The organism is Plantactinospora alkalitolerans (assembly GCF_015690345.1).
Lineage (GTDB): Bacteria > Actinomycetota > Actinomycetes > Mycobacteriales > Micromonosporaceae > Plantactinospora > Plantactinospora alkalitolerans.
Window position 1 is genome coordinate 1 of record NZ_JADPUN010000074.1, and the last position, 16,543, is coordinate 16,543.

Here is a 16,543-nt window from a genome sequence, read left to right on the forward strand (position 1 = left end):
GCTGGGTGCAGACCGGACAGGGCGCTCCGGGCGCACCTGCACGCCGGAGCGCCCTGTCCGGTCTGCACCCAGCCGGTCGCCGCGGTGCCGCCGATGCCGGAGGGTTCCCCGCTCCCCCCCGCCGAGGCGGCCGGCAAGACCGCCCGGACCGCCGCCGACGCCGCCACCCGACTGCTCACCGAGCGGGAGCGGGCCGCCCGGGAACTGGAACGCACCCTCGACCAGGCCCGGGTCCGGCACGAACACCTCCCCGCCCGGCTGGCAGAGCTCGACCTCCGGCTGGCCGACTCTCCCGGTCCGGACGCGCTGCGCCAGGAACTCGCGCTGCTCACCCGGCTCGGCCGCGACCTGGAGAGCGCCGGTACGGCGGTCCGGTCCGCCCGGGAGGCTGCCCGGCGGGCCCGAGCCGGGGCCGAGGCGGCGCAGGAGCGGCTCCGAGGCGCCTGGCGTGCCTTCGACACCATCCGGGACAAGGTGGCCCGGCTCGGCCCACCGGCCGCCGACCGCGACGACGTCTCCGCCGCCTGGGCCGGACTCTCCGACTGGGCGACCCGGGCGGCCGACGAACGGCGTCGCGACCGGGTCGACGTGTCCTCGGCGGTGACCGGAGCGCACGAAGCCGTCGCGGCGGCCGTGACCCGGATCGCCGGGCTGTTCGACGCCGTCGGGCTCGAGGGGCCGGCCGGCGACGACGACCCGGTCCGGCTGGCGGCGGTCGAGGTGGAGCGGGCCGAGGCCGCGCACCGCCGGCTGGTCGAGCGCCGCGAACAGGCCCGGGAGCTGACCGGGCAGCGGACCGGGCACGAACGCGAGGGCCGGGTCGCAAGGGCGCTGGCCGGACACCTGCGGGCCAACAACTTCGAGCGGTGGCTGCTGGCGGAGGCGCTCGACCTGCTCGTCGACGGCGCCTCCGGGATCCTCCGCGAACTCACCGGCGGCCAGTACGACCTCGGGCACGACAAGGGCGAGTTCTTCGTGGTCGACCACTACGACGCCGGGCTGCGCCGGGGAGTGCGGACCCTCTCCGGCGGAGAGACCTTCCAGGCCTCGCTGGCGCTGGCACTCGCCCTGTCCGAGCAGCTCGCCGGGTTGTCCACCACCACCGCGAGCCTGGAGTCGATCGTCCTCGACGAGGGCTTCGGCACCCTGGACGCCGCGACCCTGGACACCGTCGCCGCCACCCTGGAGAACCTGGCCGCCCGGGGTGACCGGATGGTCGGGGTGGTGACCCACGTACCGGCGCTCGCCGAACGGATACCGGTCCGGTTCGAGGTGCGCAAGGACGCCCGCAGTTCCCGGGTCGAACGGACCGGCCGGTGAGCGCCCGGCTCTTCGTCGATGCCTGGGATCCGGCGTACGGGGCCTCGTTCGAGGCGGCCGGCGGCCCCGCCGCGCCGAGCAGCGCCCAGGTGCAGACCGACGTCGAACTGCCGCCGGACGAGTGGCGGCCGCTCACCGCCCCGGACGGGATCGAGCCGCCCGACGTCGTGCTGCTGGTCGACGGGGTGCGCCGGATCGACGCCAGCGTCTGGACCGAGGAGCCGGACGGCGGGTCCTTTCCCGGCGTCGCCGCGTCGTACGCCGCCGGCGTGGTCCGGTGCGACCTGCGCCGGGGTGCGGCGGAACTGGCCGGTGCGGAGGTCGAACGGGGTCTGTTCACCGCCAGCCCGTCCGCCGGGGACGTCGTCGCCGGGCAGATCCGGTACACGGTGCACCGGGTCGGCGGCACCGGCGAGATGAGCAAACTGCCCGCCGCCGTGCAGGGGCCGCTGACCGCGTTGGAGGTGAAGGTCTCCGGCGCGGTCCGGGACGACGGCGACCTGCTGGTGGTGGACGGACCGCTGCGGAACCGGCGTCAGCTCCCCCGGACGCTCGGCTACATCAAGACGCAGCACAGCCAGTATCTGGACGCCCGGCACACCGCGCTGGTCACCGGGCTACGCCCCGGCGAACGCTCCCCGGTGTTCCGGCTCGGCACGGCCTGGGGCGGCTACTCCTGGTATCTCCGGCTGCCCGGAGGTGGCCGGGGGCCCTGGGCCGGAATCGTCCGGGTCGAGTGCTCGGTCGAGCTGGCGGAGCAGCAGGCGATCGCCCTCGCCCACCTGTCCCTGGTGACCCTGCCCCGGTTCGCCTCCACGCCGTACAAGGACCCCAGAGCACCGCAGAACCTGATTCCGATCGCCGGGCTGGAGCGCCGGCTGCGCGCCCGACTCGGCGACGGCCGGTTACTGCACCGCGCCCTGACCTTCGCCAGCAACGCCACATAGCGGGAGCGGGCCGCCGTTCTTCCCGGCCTCGGGGTGGGCGCAGGGGCTCCTTCGACGACCGGATGCGGAAAGCGGCGGCCCGTCCCGGATACTTGTCGGGTGGGCCGAAAACGACGTACCGACCTGATCGCGGCCAAGGTCGACACCGGCCTGGCGGAGGTGAGCCCGGACCCGGACCGGCCCCGCTCGTACACCCTGCTGGTCGACGGGGCACCGCAGTCGCACGTCGACCTGGCCGACCCGACCCACCTGGAGTTCGAGTACGTCCGCCGGTTCGCCATCGTCGTCGACCTCGTCGCGCCGGCCGGAGCACCGCTGCGGGTGCTGCACCTCGGCGGCGGGGCGCTGACCCTGCCCCGGTACGTCTGTGCGACCCGACCCGGTTCGACCCAGCGGGTGGTCGAGATCGACGCGGCCCTGGTGGAGCTGGTCCGCCGCGAACTGCCCTGGCCGGCGGACCCACGGCTGCGGGTCCGGGTGGGCGACGCCCGGGCGGTGCTCGGATCGTGCCCCGACGCCGGGTACGACCTGATCGTCGCCGACGTGTTCGCCGGCGCCCGGACACCCGCGCACCTGACCTCGGTGGAGTTCGCCGCCGAGGCGGCCCGGGTGCTGCGGCCGGGCGGCACCTACCTGGTGAACGTCGCCGACGGGCCGCCGCTGCGGCATGCCCGGGCCCAGGTCGCCACCGTCCGCAGCGTGCTGCCGGAGTCCTGCCTGATCGCCGATTCGGCGGTGCTGCGCGGCCGGCGGTACGGCAACCTGGTGCTGGTCGCCGGCCGGACCGAACTGCCGGTGGCCGACCTGATCCGCCGTACCGCCGGTGACTGGTTCCCCGGCCGGGTGCTGTACGGCGCCGACCTGGACCGCTTCGCCGGTGGCGCGCGGGTGGTCGGCGACGCCGCCGCCCGGCCGTCGGCCCCGCCCCCGCCGGGGACCTTCGGAGTCGCGATTTAGCCCATCCGGTCGCCTCGGCGCAACCGGCCGATCCGACCGATCGGGCCGGCCGACCCGGTGCCCCGGCAACTTCCCCGACCCGCGTTGATCCGGCCCGGTACGGAATCCGTACCTCTGGCTGGCGGCTCAACTCGGCCCGGATCGCCGGTGGCCCGGGTGCGACGCGTTCGACGCGGAGGTATGGGTGCGATGCAGGCGGTAGCCGGCGGTTGGTACGGCGGCCAGGTCATGCCGGGGCGAATGTGCGCCACGTCGCAACGGCGGTCAAATCGGTACCGGAAAAGTCTCGACGGGCGCCCTGCGGACCGCAATGATGGGCCGGTGACGCCGCGATCGGCTGCCGGCCGCCACCATGCCGAACCCGCCGAGACGAGGGCCGAGACGAGGCATTCAGACGAGCTCGTTCAACTGCTCTACCAGGAACACGCCAAGCCCCTGCTGATGTTCGTGTTGCGGCTGACCGGCGGTGACCGCCAGCGGGCCGAGGACGTCGTGCAGGAGACGCTGCTGCGCGCCTGGCGCAACGCACACCGGCTGGGCACCCAGGGGCAGTCGTCGCTGCGTCCCTGGCTGGTCACGGTCGCCCGGCGGATCGTCATCGACGACCACCGCAGCGAGCAGGCGCGGCCGGCCGAGACGTACGACCGCGACCTGGAAGGGTTCTCCGAGTCCGACGACACCGAACGGGTGCTCCGGATGATGACGATCACCGACGCGCTGCGGACGCTGAGTCAGCCGCACCGCGAAGTCCTGGTGGCGACGTACTTCCAGGGGCGTACGGTGCCGGAGGCCGCCGAGGAGCTGGGGCTGCCACTCGGCACCGCGAAGTCCCGGGTCTACTACGCCCTCCGGGCGCTGCGCACGGCCCTGCGGGAGCGGGGGGTGACGGAATGACCGGGGAGAGCCACCGGGAGGTCGCCTCGTACGCACTCGGCGTCCTCGACGAGCGGGACGCCGAACGGTTCGAGGAGCATCTGGCGACCTGCACCCAGTGCATCGAGGAACTCGAGTCGTTCCTGCCGGTGGTGGACCTGCTCGGCGAGGTCGACGGCCGGGACCTTCTGATGGTCGAGCGCGCCGACCCGGCCGACGCACTCTTCGACCGGGTCGTGGCGGCGGTGGGCGCGGAGCGGCGACGGGACCGGAGCAGACGCCTCTACAGCCTCGCGGCCAGCGCCGTACTCCTGGTGATGTTGACCGGTCTGGCGTTGTTCGTCGGAACCCGGGTGGCCGGGCCGCAGGGAACCACGGCACAGCCGCCGGTCACCCCGGGTCCGTCGGCCACCGGCTCCGCCGTGCCGGGTATCGGTGGCCCGGACCTGCCGAAGGGCGAGCGGTTCAGTGTCACCGACCGGAGCAGCGGGGTGCAGGCCGACCTGATCCTCGCGTCGACGCCGTTCGGCACTCAACTCTCCTTCGCGCTGAGCAAACTGACCGGGCCCCGAATCTGCCGGCTCGTGCTGCTCCGCGACGACGGTCCGCCCGAGGTCGTCTCCAGTTGGAAGGTGCCGCCCGCCGGATACGGCACGGCGGCCCAGCCCAGGCCGCTGACCCTGCAGGCGTCCACCGCCACTTCGCTGGCCCAGATCGACCGGATACAGGTACAGGTGATCGACGATGACGGCAAGGTGACCAGCGATCTGGTGACCGTTCCGCTCTGATCGGTTCGCGACGTTGTGCGGGCGGCCGGACGCCGTCGGAAACACGGAATGTTCCCGGGCGACCACGGCCCGAACAATTGCGCGGCCAAATCGACCCGGCGTCACTCGCCGACCCCGGTACGGAAGCGGGAAAGAGACGCCGCTTCCGTTTCACACGCACCCCGCACCGGTCGGGTTCAACGATTGTCTGTGAAATTGTCCACTACCAATTGCCCCATCCGAGCGACGGCTCGGCCCGTACTTCCCGGCGACCTGTCCAGCGAAGGAGGGCACGTGGCACTGATGAAGCGGGCCGGCGTCGTCGTCGCCGGTGGAGCACTGGCGGCGCTGGCAGCCTGCGCGCCGACGCCGGCGAACCCGAACAACGCCACCGACGTCAAGCCGGTGGCCAACGCCGGGACCGAGTCCACTCCGGAGCCGAGCGCATCGCCCACCCCCGAACCGGTCGAGGTCGCGGACGTCAACCTCACCGACGGGTTGGTCGGCAGGAAGGTGGCCCGGATGGGCCAGGTCGTGACCGACGACAAGGGCTTCGTCCTCTACCGGTTCGACAAGGACTCGGCGAAGCCGCCGAAGAGCACCTGCGTCGGCGACTGCGCCCGGGTCTGGCCACCGGTGCTCACGGACGGAAAGCCGGATCTCAAAGGCATTGCCGACGACAAGGTCGGCACGGTCGCCCGGCCGGACGGCACCAGGCAGGTCACCATCGGGAACTGGCCGGTCTACCGCTACATCGGCGACAAGAAGCCCGGACAGTGGCGCGGCCAGGGCGTCGCCGGCACCTGGTTCGTGGTGACGCCGACCGGCACGAAGAACCTCAGCTGCCTGCCGACCGGAACCCCCAAGGCGGTCGCCCCGCCACCGGTCGAGGACGTACAGGGCGGCGGCGCGGGGGCTCCGAACTACTGACCCGGCCGCCGTGGCCCCACAGACCCGGCGGCCGGCCGTTGCCAGGGTAGGCGCGGTCGGTCGCCGCCGTGATCCGGAACGCGGCGCGCGGCAACGGTCGCCTTCCGGCTGCGGCGCCGGCCCTGCCCAGGGGCCGGCGCCGCGGTGTGTCCGCCACCGATCCGACCGAAAACTCCACCAACTTGCCCACCGCAGTCGTTGAACCGCAGGGATCGTCCGAACGGCTGATGCGAACCGTTCACCACCCGAAACATAAATTCCTTTTAAGCGGACCTCAAGAGATTCCTATCTTCTCTACCACGGTTTGACTCTCAGGCAACGCATTCCGTACGGTTTTTCGCAGTGTTACCGGTTGATTATTCGGAAAGGCAGGAAGATGGTGACGATAGACGTGCCGCCACCCGGCGGCCAGGATCGTCACCCGATCCGTCGCTACCCCTGGTCAGCGCCACATACGGCGACCCCCGCCGGGTCCACGGCGCGCCGATCGCCGGCACCGACATCCGGGTCCACCACATCGGCCCGTCCAGCACCCGCCCAGGCTGACGACCTCCTGGTCGTCGGCACCCCCAGCCTGGTCCGCTGATCCGACCTCGCTGACCGAACCCTCTCCAGAAAGAGGTGGCACCACGTGAACACCCCCGTCCGCTCCTCACGGCGCTCGAACCGCCCGCCACGGAACAAGCGCCTGATTGCCGTGCTTGCCACGCTCGGCGTGTTCGGCGCGATCGTCGCCGTGACGCAGGTCTCCAACGCCGGCACCTGGGGCGGCCGCACGAAGGCACGGGCCTGCCCGACCACGGCCGCGCCCGCCACCACCGCGCCCGGGGCCAGCCCCTCGGCCGGCGCGGGTGCGACCCCGGCCCCCACCGGGACGGCCACCGGCCCGGGCACCGCCAGCAAGCCGGAAACCCGGTCGTACCACGACCACGGCGCGGTCCAGCACCCCGGTGACGGGCAGCAGCCGGGCACGCTGGCCCAGCGTGGGCGCGGCAACCAGAACGGCAGCGGCAACTGCACGCCGAGCACCGGCCCGTCGACGAGCACCGCGCCCGGCAACCCGACCGCCCTCGAACCGCTGGGCGCCGACTGCTCGGGCAGCGACCTGCAGGCGCACGACGGCTTCCAGAACGGCGAGCGTTGCGTCGGAACCGAGTTCGGCGAGGTCGGCGCGCCGGAGGACAACCCCAGCCTGCTGATCACCCAGGCGCCGACCTCGGTCCGGGTCAACCAGCAGTTCACGCTCCGGGTCAGCACCCGCAACCTGGTCCGGGACCGCTTCCTGGGTGCCGCCGCCGGTGGCTACTACAAGGAGAGCTCGTTCCTCAACGAGGACGGCCTGGTCCGCGGCCACTTCCACTCGTCCTGCCGGATGCTGACCAGCAACCGCAACGCGCCCGACCCGGCGCCGGTCCCGGCGTTCTTCGTCGCCACCGAGGACGGCAAGGGCGGCGCGACGCCGGACACCGTCACGGTGACCGTCCCCGGTCTCGCCCAGCGGGGCCAGGCGCAGTGCTCGGTCTGGGCGGGCGACGGTTCGCACCGGATCCCGATGATGGCCCGCGCCAACCAGGTGCCGGCGTTCGACGTAGTCCGGATCACCGTCCGGTGATCCCCGGCCGGCTGGTCAGCCGGCCGATGGCCTGAGCGGTCGACGCTCCCGCCAATCCCGCACGAACCGGTGGTGACACGGTCCCCAACCCACCACCGCCAGGTGAATCCGACGACGTAGATCCGAAGGGAGGGACGGCACCAGGGCCAGGTCGGGAAACACCTGCACCGCTACAGGCCGGACGGCACCGGAACGCGCACGGGCGTTCCGGTGCCGTCCCGTCTGCGCCCGATCTCGACCGCCGACCAGCTCGGCGCCCGGAAGCCGGCGACCCGCTGGAAGCCGGCGACCAAACGCGAAGCCGGTCAACAAACGGTCCGACCGGGGGGTGATCGCGGTCAGCCTCGTGCGAGGGCCTCGCGGACCGACGGCCAGGAGCGGAGCACGTCGCCGACGTCGGGGGCGGCCGCCTGGACCGCCGCCGCGTGCGCGCGGGCCAGGCTTTCGTCGAGGCGCACCGGCGCACCTGTGTCGGCGGACTCGACCGCGCACAGGACCATCGCCAGGCTCATCACATTGCGGTGTACGTCGGTCGCCGGCCGCCGCCCGGCTCGCAGCGCGTCGACGAACGCCGCGAGCGAGCCGCTGATGCTCGCCAGCAGCGTGTTCGGGGCGCCGGAGCCCGACGCCGGGTCGTGGTCGCCGTCCCAGAGGACCGTGCCCCGCTCCGCCACCGCACGCCAGCTTCCGTTCCACGAGGTGTCGCGGCCGGTGGCGCACCACGAGGCCAGGTACGAGTACCGGGCGCCCGACGCGAAGCGGAACAGCGCGTTGACCGACGCGTCGCCGGCGTACCAGCTCCACGCCGGGTTGTACGCGTCGCAGTAGACCGAGACCGGCTCGTCGTCGAGCAGGTAGCGGGCCGTGTCGAAGGCGTGGATGGCCATGTCCAGCAGCAGCGGGTGCGCCATCGTCTCGCGGAACCCGCCGAACCGTGGGCCGCGGTAGAACTCCGTGGTCAGTGAACCGACCGGGCCCAGCGAACCGAGCGAGGACTTGAACGCCGTCAGATGAGGCTCGAACCGCCGCGACTGGCTGACCGCGAACGGCGCGCCGGTCAGCGACGAGAGCGCGGCCAGCGTCAACGCCTGCGGCAGCGTCTCCGCCAGTGGCTTCTCGCCCAGCACCGGCAGACCCAGCCGCAACGCCGACGCGGTGACCGCGAAGTGGGCGGCCGGCACGGTGGCGTCGACGACGAAGTCCGCATCGGCCGCGACCTCGTCGAGGGTGGTCGCCGACGGGGCACCACGCGCCGCGCGGGCGGCGGCCGAGGCGTCGAGGTCGACCACGGCGGCCAGTTCCACGTCCGGGCTCGCGTCGATCGCACGCAGCCACTCCGTGCCCATCGCGCCGGCGCCGACGACCACCGTCCGCAACGACCCGGCCCGGAACGGGCTCATGGCTTCGCGAACCAGTCGGTGGGCGCGTAGGAGATCGGTGTCGGCTCCCGCGTGGCGGACGGCGCCGCCCAGACCGCGGCGTTGGCGATCACCCGGCGTACGTCGGGGTGGTGGTATACCGGATAGTCCTGGTCACCGGGGCTGAAGTAGAAGATCCGGCCCCGACCACGGCGCCAGGCGCAGCCGCTGCGGAACACCTCGCCGCCGGTGAACGAGCTGACGAAGACGAGCTCGTCGGGCGCGGGAATGTCGAAGAACTCGCCGTACATCTCCTGGTTGGTTATCTCGATCGGGCTCGGCACACCGGCCGCGACCGGATGTGCCGGATCCACCGTCCAGACCAGCTCCCGGTCGTCGCCGTTGCGCCAGCGCAGGGCGCAGCTCGTACCCATCAGCCGTTTGAAGATCTTGGAGTAGTGCCCGGAGTGCAGCACGATCAGACCCATCCCGGCGAGCACGGCGCGCTGCACCCGGTCGACCAGGTCGTCGCTCACCTCGTCGTGCGCTATGTGCCCCCACCAGGTCAGCACGTCGGTGTCGGCCAGCAGCGAGTCCGGCAGGCCCTGCTCCGGATCATCCAACGTGGTGCAGCGCACCGTGACCGCCGGGCCGGCATGCTCCGCGATGCCCGCCGCGATCGTCGCGTGCATCCCGTCCGGATAGTGCGCCAGCACATTCGCATCGCGTTTCTCGTGCCGGCCCTCGCCCCACACCGTCACCCGGATCGGTTCGTCAGCCATCGGCGCTCGCTTCGTCGTCGGGACAGGGTCCTCCGGCATTCTCTGCGAGCGGCGCCGGCCACGCCACCGATGGTCGGTGGGACGTTCGCCGAGACCTGCTCGGCGCGGGCGGGCGGCCGGCGTCCGCTGAGCCTGCGGGCGCCACGGCAGGGCACGGTGCCGCCCGCCGCACTCGGTGCGGCAGCCGACGCCGTCGCCGTGGTGGGCGGCAGCGCAGCCCGGACGGTCAGCTGGCGCCGAGGGCGTGGCAGAGTGTCCGGATGACCGGAACCGGGCCGACGGCGAGTCGGGTGCTGCGCCCACCGGCGGGCTACCACCTCGCCGGCTCGGTCCAGTCGCTGGCAATGGGGGCACACGACCCCTGCGCCCGATTCGTCGACGGAACCTTCTGGTGGGCCACCCGCACACCTGCCGGACCCGGGACCCTCGCACTGCGCCGACGCGCCGACGAACTGGTCGCCGACGGCTACGGACCGGGCGCGGACTGGGTACTGGACCGGGCCGACGCCGTGGCCGGGCTCCGGGACGACCTGACCGGCTTCGACGGGCTCGCCGCCGGCCATCCGGTGGTGGACCGGTTGGCGCGCGCCCACCGAGGACTGCGGCTGCCGGCCACCGGGCAGATCTTCCCCCGACTGCTTCGGGCGATCCTCGAACAGAAGGTCACCGGCAAGGAGGCGTTCCGGGCGTACGCGGCGACGGTGCGGCACTTCGGCGAGCCCGCTCCCGGCCCGGTACGAGGGCTCTGGGCACCGCCGGAACCGGCGGTGATCGCCGCCGCGCCGTACTGGGTGTTCCATCCGTTCGGGGTGGAGCAGCGGCGCGCCGACACGCTGCGCCGGGCGGCGGCCCTCGCGGAGCGGCTGGAACGCTGCGTCGATCCGGCCGAGGCGACCCGCCGGCTCACCGCGATCGTCGGGATCGGCCCCTGGACGGCGGCCGAGGTGGTACGGATCGCCTTCGGTGACCCCGACGCGGTGAGCGTCGGCGACTACCACATTCCGAACACGGTCGCCTGGGCGCTGGCCGGTGAGGTCCGGGGCGACGACGCGCGGATGCTGGCCCTGCTGGAGCCCTTCCGGGGCCACCGGGGCCGGGTCTGCGGCCTGCTCGCGGCCGACGGTCTGCACGCGCCCCGGTTCGGCCCCCGGATGCCGATCCGCTCCTTCGCCCGCTGGTAAGGAAGGGCCCCTTCTTATCGTTTTCTGTAGAAGAAGGGCCCCTTCCTAACATCTGGGCTGTGCGGGTGCGGATGCCGGGCCGAAAATGGGTGTGGTTGCCTGACGAGGGTGTCGACTTCGCGCTCCACTTCCTCCGCCGGTTCCCCGATCGCCCCCGGTTCCTCCGTCGCCCCCGGTTCCCCGATCGCCGCCGGTTCCCCGATCGCCGCCGGTTCCCCGATCGCCGCCGGTTCCTCCGTCATCGTCGCGCCGGCCGGGGGCGCTGATGCCGGCGAGATCCTGACCGTTCAGCGGGCGGCGTACGTCAGTGAGGCGCAGCGCTACCGACAGCCGATGCTGCCACCGCTAACCGAGACGCTCGACGAACTGCGCGCCGTACTGGCCGATGGTGGCATCGTGCTGGCGGCGCGGCTCGGTACCCGGCTCGTCGGCGCGGTCCGGGCCAGGATCGAGGACGGCACCGGTCACATCGGCCGGCTCGCCGTCGCACCCGATCTGCACGGCCGGGGCATCGGCAGCAGCCTGCTACGGGCCGCCGAGGACGCCTGCCCGGCCCCGGTACGCCGGTTCGAGTTGTTCACCGGTGCCGACAGCGAGGACAACGTGCGGCTCTACCGCCGTCACGGGTACGTCGTGTTCGCGCACCGTTCGATCGACACCGGCCCGGGACTGGTGTACCTGGAGAAGCACCGGTAGGGGGTCCTGCCGCCCCCGGCCCGGCCACCTCAGCCGGACACGGTGAGCAGCGCGTCGGCGACGGTCGTCCGGGTGTCAGGACGGAACGGCCGCTCAGGTAGGTGGACACCAAGTAGGTGGACACCAGCGCCGTGGGGTGAACATCGAGGACGGCGTTCCCGGCGACGTCCCGGCGCTGCGCGATGTCGCCGGGCAGTCGGCCCGGCTGGCCGCCGCGCGGTCCGGCGCCGGCCATCGGGCCGACGGGGCGGCGGTTGCGGAGCGGAGTGGCTGGGGGACGATAGCGACATGTCGAACACGAAAGACGGCAGTTACGTCAACCCAGGCGGGGAGTTCACCCGCGACCAGCGCTACATCGCGACGCGGATCACCGCCAACGGGCAGGACGGCTACCCGGTGGAACCCGGCCGGTACCGGCTGGTGGTGAGTCGGGCGTGCCCGTGGGCGAACCGGGTCATCATCGTCCGCCGGCTGCTGGGGCTGGAGGACGTACTGTCGATGGGGGTCGCCGGGCCGACCCACGATGCCCGGAGCTGGACGTTCGACCTCGACCCCGGCGGTCGCGACCCGGTGCTCGGCATCGAGCGCCTCCAGGAGGCGTTCTTCGCCCGGTTCCCCGGGTACGAGCGGGGAATCACCGTTCCGGCGATGGTGGACGTACCGACCGGGCAGGTGGTGACCAACGACTACGCCCAGATCACCCTGGACCTGTCGACGCAGTGGCGGGAGCACCACCGGTCCGATGCCCCCGACCTCTATCCCGAGGCGCTGCGGGGCGAGATCGACGAGGTCAACGCCGTGGTCTTCGCCGACGTGAACAACGGGGTCTACCGGTGTGGTTTCGCCGGCAGCCAGGAGGCGTACGCGAGGGCGTACCGGCGGCTCTTCGACCGGCTCGACTGGCTGTCGGCCCGGCTGGCGGGCCAGCGCTACCTGGTCGGCGACACCATCACCGAGGCCGACGTCCGGCTCTTCACCACGCTGGTCCGGTTCGATCCGGTCTACCACGGCCACTTCAAGTGCAACCGGCAGAAGCTCACCGAGCAGCCGGTGCTGTGGGCGTACGCCCGGGACCTGTTCCAGACGCCGGGCTTCGGCGACACCATCGACTTCGACCACATCAAGCGGCACTACTACGAGGTGCACCGGGACATCAACCCGACCGGCATCGTGCCGGATGGCCCGGACCTGACGAACTGGCTGGATCCGCACGGCCGGGAGGCGCTCGGTGGGCGTCCGTTCGGTGCGGGCAGCCCGCCGGCACCGCCCCGGGCCGACGAGACCGTCCCGGCCGGACACACCCCGCTGGGGGCCTGACCGCCGATCTGCCCGGTGCCGGCCGTGGGCTTCGCGACCGGCACCGGCTGCGTGCTGCGCGGACCACCGGCACGACCAAACCGACCGCGCCGATATAAGCGAAATGAGAGGATTATTGGTGGTTGGACGCCGGCGGCGCTGGAACGCCGGCATGCTGCGCGACGGGCGAGGGCGGGGGCGGCATGGCGAGCAAGGCGGCGGTGCTGCACCTGGTCGGCCTCGGCCGGAGCTACCAGGAGATCGGCGCGGCGCTGGGCATCCCACCCGGTCAGGCGTACCTGGTCGGCACCGGGATTCCAGCCGACGGTGGCGGCACGGTCAGCAGGGCGCAGCGGACGCGTCCAGGGATGCTGCCGTCCCGAACCCAGTGCCTGGTCAACCCGCGCGAGGCGCCCCCGCCGCCGGCCGGGCCGGTACACGAATGGATGCGCACCCGGGCCCGCCGTGACCAATTGACCCGGCCGGGCCGGTAGCCGGACCGGCGCCGCCCGCCAGGCATCGAGGACAGGAGCCCGCCGTGCGCCAACTTCCGATCGGTTCGTGGCCGGTGTGGCGCCAGCTCACCGGGGCGGACCGCACCGGCCGGGCGGCCTCGGTGAAATCGCGGCGGAGCGATGCCCTCTCGGCGCGCACTGCCAGCGCGGACCGGGTGGTCAAGTCGATCTGCCCCTACTGTGCCGTGGGCTGCGCCCAGAACGTGTACGTCCGCGACGAGCGGGTGGTGCAGATCGAGGGGGATCCCGACTCGCCGATCAGCCGGGGCAGACTCTGCCCGAAGGGTGCCGCCTCGCTGCAACTGACCACCGACTCGGGCCGGCTGGACAAGGTCCGCTACCGACCGCCGTACGGCACGCAGTGGCAGGACCTCGACCTGGCCACCGCGATGGAGATGATCGCCGACCGGGTGATCCGGACCCGTCGGGAGACCTGGCAGTGGGAGGAGGAGGACGGCGGCCTGCTGGCCCGGACGATGGGGATCGCCAGCCTGGGCGGCGCCACCCTGGACAACGAGGAGAACTACCTGATCAAGAAGCTGTTCACCGCGCTCGGGGTGGTCCAGGTGGAAAACCAGGCCCGGGTCTGCCACAGCTCCACGGTGATCGGCCTCGGTACGTCGTTCGGGCGCGGCGGCGCGACCACCTTCATGCAGGACATGCAGCACGCCGACTGCATCATCATCGAGGGCTCCAACTTCGCCGAGGCGCACCCGGTGGGCTTCCAGTGGGTGCTGGCGGCCAAGGCCCGGGGCGCCACGGTGATCCACGTCGATCCCCGGTTCACCCGGACCAGTGCCCTCGCCGACCTGTTCGTGCCGATCCGGGCCGGCACCGACGTCGCCTTCCTCGGCGGGATCATCAACCACGTACTGACCGAGGGGAAGGACTTCCGGGAGTACGTGCTGGCGTACACGAACGCTGCCACGATCATCGACGAACGGTTCCAGGACACCGAGGACCTGGACGGTCTCTTCTCCGGATTCGACCCGCAGAGCCACCAGTACGCCGAGGAGACCTGGCAGTACGAGGGTGTCCAGTTGGTCTCGGCCAGCGGCGAACGCGACAACCAGTACATGGCCCGGCAGGCGGCCCAGATCGACCGGCCCGGCTCCCCCGGTCGCGATGCCGGCGAGCACGGATCCGGCGAGGGCGAGAAACACGGCTCGGGTACCGCCGCCCTGGACGGCCAGGCCCGGCGTGACCCGACGCTGCAGGACCCCCGCTGTGTCTACCAGATCCTCAGGCGGCACTTCTCCCGCTACACGCCGGAGATGGTCGAGCGGATCTGCGGCATCCCGCCCGAGGTCTTCGCCGAGGTCTGCCGGCACCTGGTCGACAACTCCGGACCGGAGCGCACCAGCGAGTTCGTCTACGCGGTCGGCTGGACCCAGCACACCGACGGATCGCAGTTCATCCGGTCGGCCAGCATCCTGCAACTGCTGCTGGGCAACATCGGCCGACCCGGCGGCGGCATCCAGGCGCTGCGCGGACACGCCAGCATCCAGGGCTCGACCGACATTCCGACCCTGTTCAACCTGCTGCCCGGCTACATCCCGATGCCGCACGCGCACAAGGCGCAGACCCTCGACGACTTCATCCTCGCCGACGCCGCCCGGAAGGGGTTCTGGGCGAACATGCGGGCCTACCTGGTGAGCCTGCTCAAGGCCTGGTGGGGGCCCGCCGCCCGGGCCGACAACGACTTCTGCTTCAACTACCTGCCCCGGATCACCGGCAGCCACTCCCACTACGACACCACGCTGGAACAGCTCGGCGGCACCTGCAAGGGCTACTTCCTGCTCGGGCAGAACCCGGCGGTCGGCTCGGCGAACTCCCGGATGCAGCGGTTCGGGATGGCCAACCTGGACTGGCTGGTCGTCCGGGACCTGAACATGATCGAGAGTGCCACCTGGTGGAAGGACGGCCCCGAGATCGAATCGGGCGAGCTGGTCACCGAACGGATCGGTACGGAGGTCTTCGTCCTGCCGGCCGCCGCGCACACCGAGAAGGCCGGCAGCTTCACCAACACCAACCGGCTGCTGCAATGGCACCACCAGGCCGTGGAGCCGACCGACGACCGGCGCAGCGATCTGTGGTTCATGTACCACCTGGGCCGGATCATCCGGCAGAAACTGGCCGGCTCGACCGACCCGATGGACCGGCCGATCCTCGACCTGACCTGGGACTACCCGACAACCGGCAGTATCGCCGAGCCGGTCGCCGAGGCGGTGCTCGCCGAGATCAACGGCTGGAACTCCGACGGCCGGCCGCTGTCGACGTACACCGAACTGGCCGACGACGGGTCGACGGTCTGCGGATGCTGGATCTACTGCGGGGTCTACTCCGACGGGGTCAACCAGGCCGCCCGCCGCAAGCCGGCGGAGGAGCAGAGCTGGGTCTCTCCCGAGTGGGCCTGGGCCTGGCCGGCGAACCGCCGGATGCTCTACAACCGGGCCTCCGCCCGGCCGGACGGCAGGCCATGGAGCGAACGCAAGAAGTTCGTCTGGTGGGACGAGGAAGTCGGCCGGTGGACCGGGTACGACGTACCCGACTTCGAGCCGACGAAGCGACCGGACTACGAGCCGCCGGACGGTGCCCGGGGAGTCGCCGCACTGCGCGGCACCGACGCCTTCATCATGCAGGCCGACGGGCTCGGCTGGCTGTACACGCCCACCGGGGTCGCCGACGGGCCGCTGCCCACCCACTACGAGCCGCAGGACTCCCCGATGGACAACCTGCTCTACCGGCAGCAGCGCAATCCGGCCCGGCTGCTGCGGCCACACGAACACAACCGGTACCACCCGAACGGTTCTCAGCGCGGCGCGCAGATCTTTCCGTACGTGGTCACCACCTACCGGCTGACCGAGCACTTCACGGCCGGCGGGATGAGTCGGCACACCCCCTACCTGGCCGAACTGCAACCGGAGTTCTTCTGCGAGGTCTCCCCCGAACTGGCCGCCGAGCGGGGCCTCGTGCACGCCGACTGGGCCACCATCGTCACCGCCCGCAACGCGATCGAGGCCCGGGTCCTGGTGACCGAGCGGGTGGCACCGCTGCACGTCGACGGACGGATCATCCACCAGATCGGGCTGCCGTTCCACTGGGGACCGAACGGCCACAGCCGGGGCGACGCGGCCAACGAACTCACCTCGATCTCGCTGGATCCCAACTCGCACATCCAGGAGAGCAAGGCGCTGTCGGCGGACATCCGCCCGGGTCGGCGGCCGCGTGGTCCGGACCGGGTGGCGCTGGTCCGGGACTACCAGCGCCGTGCCGGGATCACCGAGCGCACCGGAACGGAGGCGTGAC

The 16,543-nt window shown here is 72.1% G+C and carries 14 protein-coding genes; 12 read left to right on the forward strand and 2 right to left on the reverse strand.

What is annotated here, in order from left to right; all coding sequences use genetic code 11:
- The 7 genes from I0C86_RS04930 to I0C86_RS04960 all read left to right on the forward strand — a co-directional run.
- Positions 1–1,320 (forward strand): SbcC/MukB-like Walker B domain-containing protein (locus I0C86_RS04930; protein WP_196199997.1); only part of this gene is annotated, 1,320 nt, incomplete at its 5' end.
- Positions 1,317–2,267, forward strand: coding sequence for a hypothetical protein (locus I0C86_RS04935; protein WP_196199998.1), 951 nt, complete (start codon positions 1,317–1,319; stop codon positions 2,265–2,267). The genes I0C86_RS04930 and I0C86_RS04935, both read left to right, overlap by 4 nt.
- A 99-nt stretch (positions 2,268–2,366) precedes the next feature.
- A complete protein-coding gene (locus I0C86_RS04940; protein WP_196199999.1) occupies positions 2,367–3,224 on the forward strand; it encodes a spermidine synthase in 858 nt (285 codons plus the stop codon).
- 189 nt (positions 3,225–3,413) lie between these two features.
- Entirely contained in the window at positions 3,414–4,118 is a 705-nt protein-coding gene (locus I0C86_RS04945) for a sigma-70 family RNA polymerase sigma factor (RefSeq protein WP_196200000.1), read from the forward strand.
- Positions 4,115–4,885 (forward strand): zf-HC2 domain-containing protein, encoded by a 771-nt coding sequence (locus I0C86_RS04950; protein ID WP_196200001.1) that lies wholly within the window; start codon positions 4,115–4,117, stop codon positions 4,883–4,885. The genes I0C86_RS04945 and I0C86_RS04950 overlap by 4 nt, the downstream gene beginning before the upstream one ends.
- A 282-nt stretch (positions 4,886–5,167) precedes the next feature.
- Positions 5,168–5,794, forward strand: a complete 627-nt coding sequence (locus I0C86_RS04955) for a hypothetical protein (RefSeq protein WP_230393582.1) — start codon at positions 5,168–5,170, stop codon at positions 5,792–5,794.
- Between the two features lie 631 nt (positions 5,795–6,425).
- Positions 6,426–7,406, forward strand: coding sequence for a Pecanex-like protein 1 (locus I0C86_RS04960; RefSeq protein ID WP_323373464.1), 981 nt, complete (start codon positions 6,426–6,428; stop codon positions 7,404–7,406).
- Positions 7,407–7,744: 338 nt separating this feature from the next.
- Here the strand turns inward: I0C86_RS04960 and I0C86_RS04965 are convergent, their stop codons facing one another.
- Together I0C86_RS04965 and I0C86_RS04970 are read right to left on the reverse strand one after the other, a co-directional pair.
- Entirely contained in the window at positions 7,745–8,806 is a 1,062-nt protein-coding gene (locus tag I0C86_RS04965) for a Gfo/Idh/MocA family protein (RefSeq protein ID WP_196200003.1), read from the reverse strand.
- Positions 8,803–9,546 (reverse strand): ThuA domain-containing protein, encoded by a 744-nt coding sequence (locus tag I0C86_RS04970; protein WP_196200004.1) that lies wholly within the window; start codon positions 9,544–9,546, stop codon positions 8,803–8,805. The genes I0C86_RS04965 and I0C86_RS04970 overlap by 4 nt, the downstream gene beginning before the upstream one ends.
- Positions 9,547–9,806: 260 nt before the next feature.
- Between I0C86_RS04970 and I0C86_RS04975 the strand changes: the two genes are divergently transcribed.
- From I0C86_RS04975 to fdh, 5 genes are all read left to right on the forward strand, one after another.
- The gene (locus I0C86_RS04975) at positions 9,807–10,727 is read left to right on the forward strand and encodes a DNA-3-methyladenine glycosylase family protein (protein ID WP_196200005.1); all 921 of its coding nucleotides are present in this window, start codon (positions 9,807–9,809) and stop codon (positions 10,725–10,727) included.
- A 219-nt stretch (positions 10,728–10,946) separates the two neighbouring features.
- Entirely contained in the window at positions 10,947–11,423 is a 477-nt protein-coding gene (locus I0C86_RS04980; protein WP_196200039.1) for a GNAT family N-acetyltransferase, read from the forward strand.
- A 288-nt stretch (positions 11,424–11,711) separates the two neighbouring features.
- Positions 11,712–12,740, forward strand: a complete 1,029-nt coding sequence (locus I0C86_RS04985) for a glutathione S-transferase family protein (RefSeq protein ID WP_196200006.1) — start codon at positions 11,712–11,714, stop codon at positions 12,738–12,740.
- Positions 12,741–12,922: 182 nt separating this feature from the next.
- On the forward strand, positions 12,923–13,213 hold the full coding sequence (locus tag I0C86_RS04990; protein WP_196200007.1) for a hypothetical protein: 291 nt from the start codon (positions 12,923–12,925) through the stop codon (positions 13,211–13,213).
- Positions 13,214–13,257: 44 nt separating this feature from the next.
- Positions 13,258–16,542 (forward strand): formate dehydrogenase, encoded by a 3,285-nt coding sequence (gene fdh, locus I0C86_RS44335; RefSeq protein ID WP_323373465.1) that lies wholly within the window; start codon positions 13,258–13,260, stop codon positions 16,540–16,542.
- Position 16,543 lies beyond the last annotated feature (1 nt).

Excerpts from the sequence above, each read along its gene's own strand:
- I0C86_RS04970 (WP_196200004.1), bottom strand. The coding sequence starts at position 9,546 with ATGGCTGACGAACCGATCCGGGTGACGGTGTGGGGCGAGGGCCGGCAC.
- I0C86_RS04945 (WP_196200000.1), top strand. The coding sequence starts at position 3,414 with ATGCAGGCGGTAGCCGGCGGTTGGTACGGCGGCCAGGTCATGCCGGGG.
- I0C86_RS04955 (WP_230393582.1), top strand. The coding sequence starts at position 5,168 with ATGAAGCGGGCCGGCGTCGTCGTCGCCGGTGGAGCACTGGCGGCGCTG.
- I0C86_RS04965 (WP_196200003.1), bottom strand. The coding sequence starts at position 8,806 with ATGAGCCCGTTCCGGGCCGGGTCGTTGCGGACGGTGGTCGTCGGCGCC.
- I0C86_RS04950 (WP_196200001.1), top strand. The coding sequence starts at position 4,115 with ATGACCGGGGAGAGCCACCGGGAGGTCGCCTCGTACGCACTCGGCGTC.
- I0C86_RS04985 (WP_196200006.1), top strand. The coding sequence starts at position 11,712 with ATGTCGAACACGAAAGACGGCAGTTACGTCAACCCAGGCGGGGAGTTC.
- I0C86_RS04975 (WP_196200005.1), top strand. The coding sequence starts at position 9,807 with ATGACCGGAACCGGGCCGACGGCGAGTCGGGTGCTGCGCCCACCGGCG.
- I0C86_RS04990 (WP_196200007.1), top strand. The coding sequence starts at position 12,923 with ATGGCGAGCAAGGCGGCGGTGCTGCACCTGGTCGGCCTCGGCCGGAGC.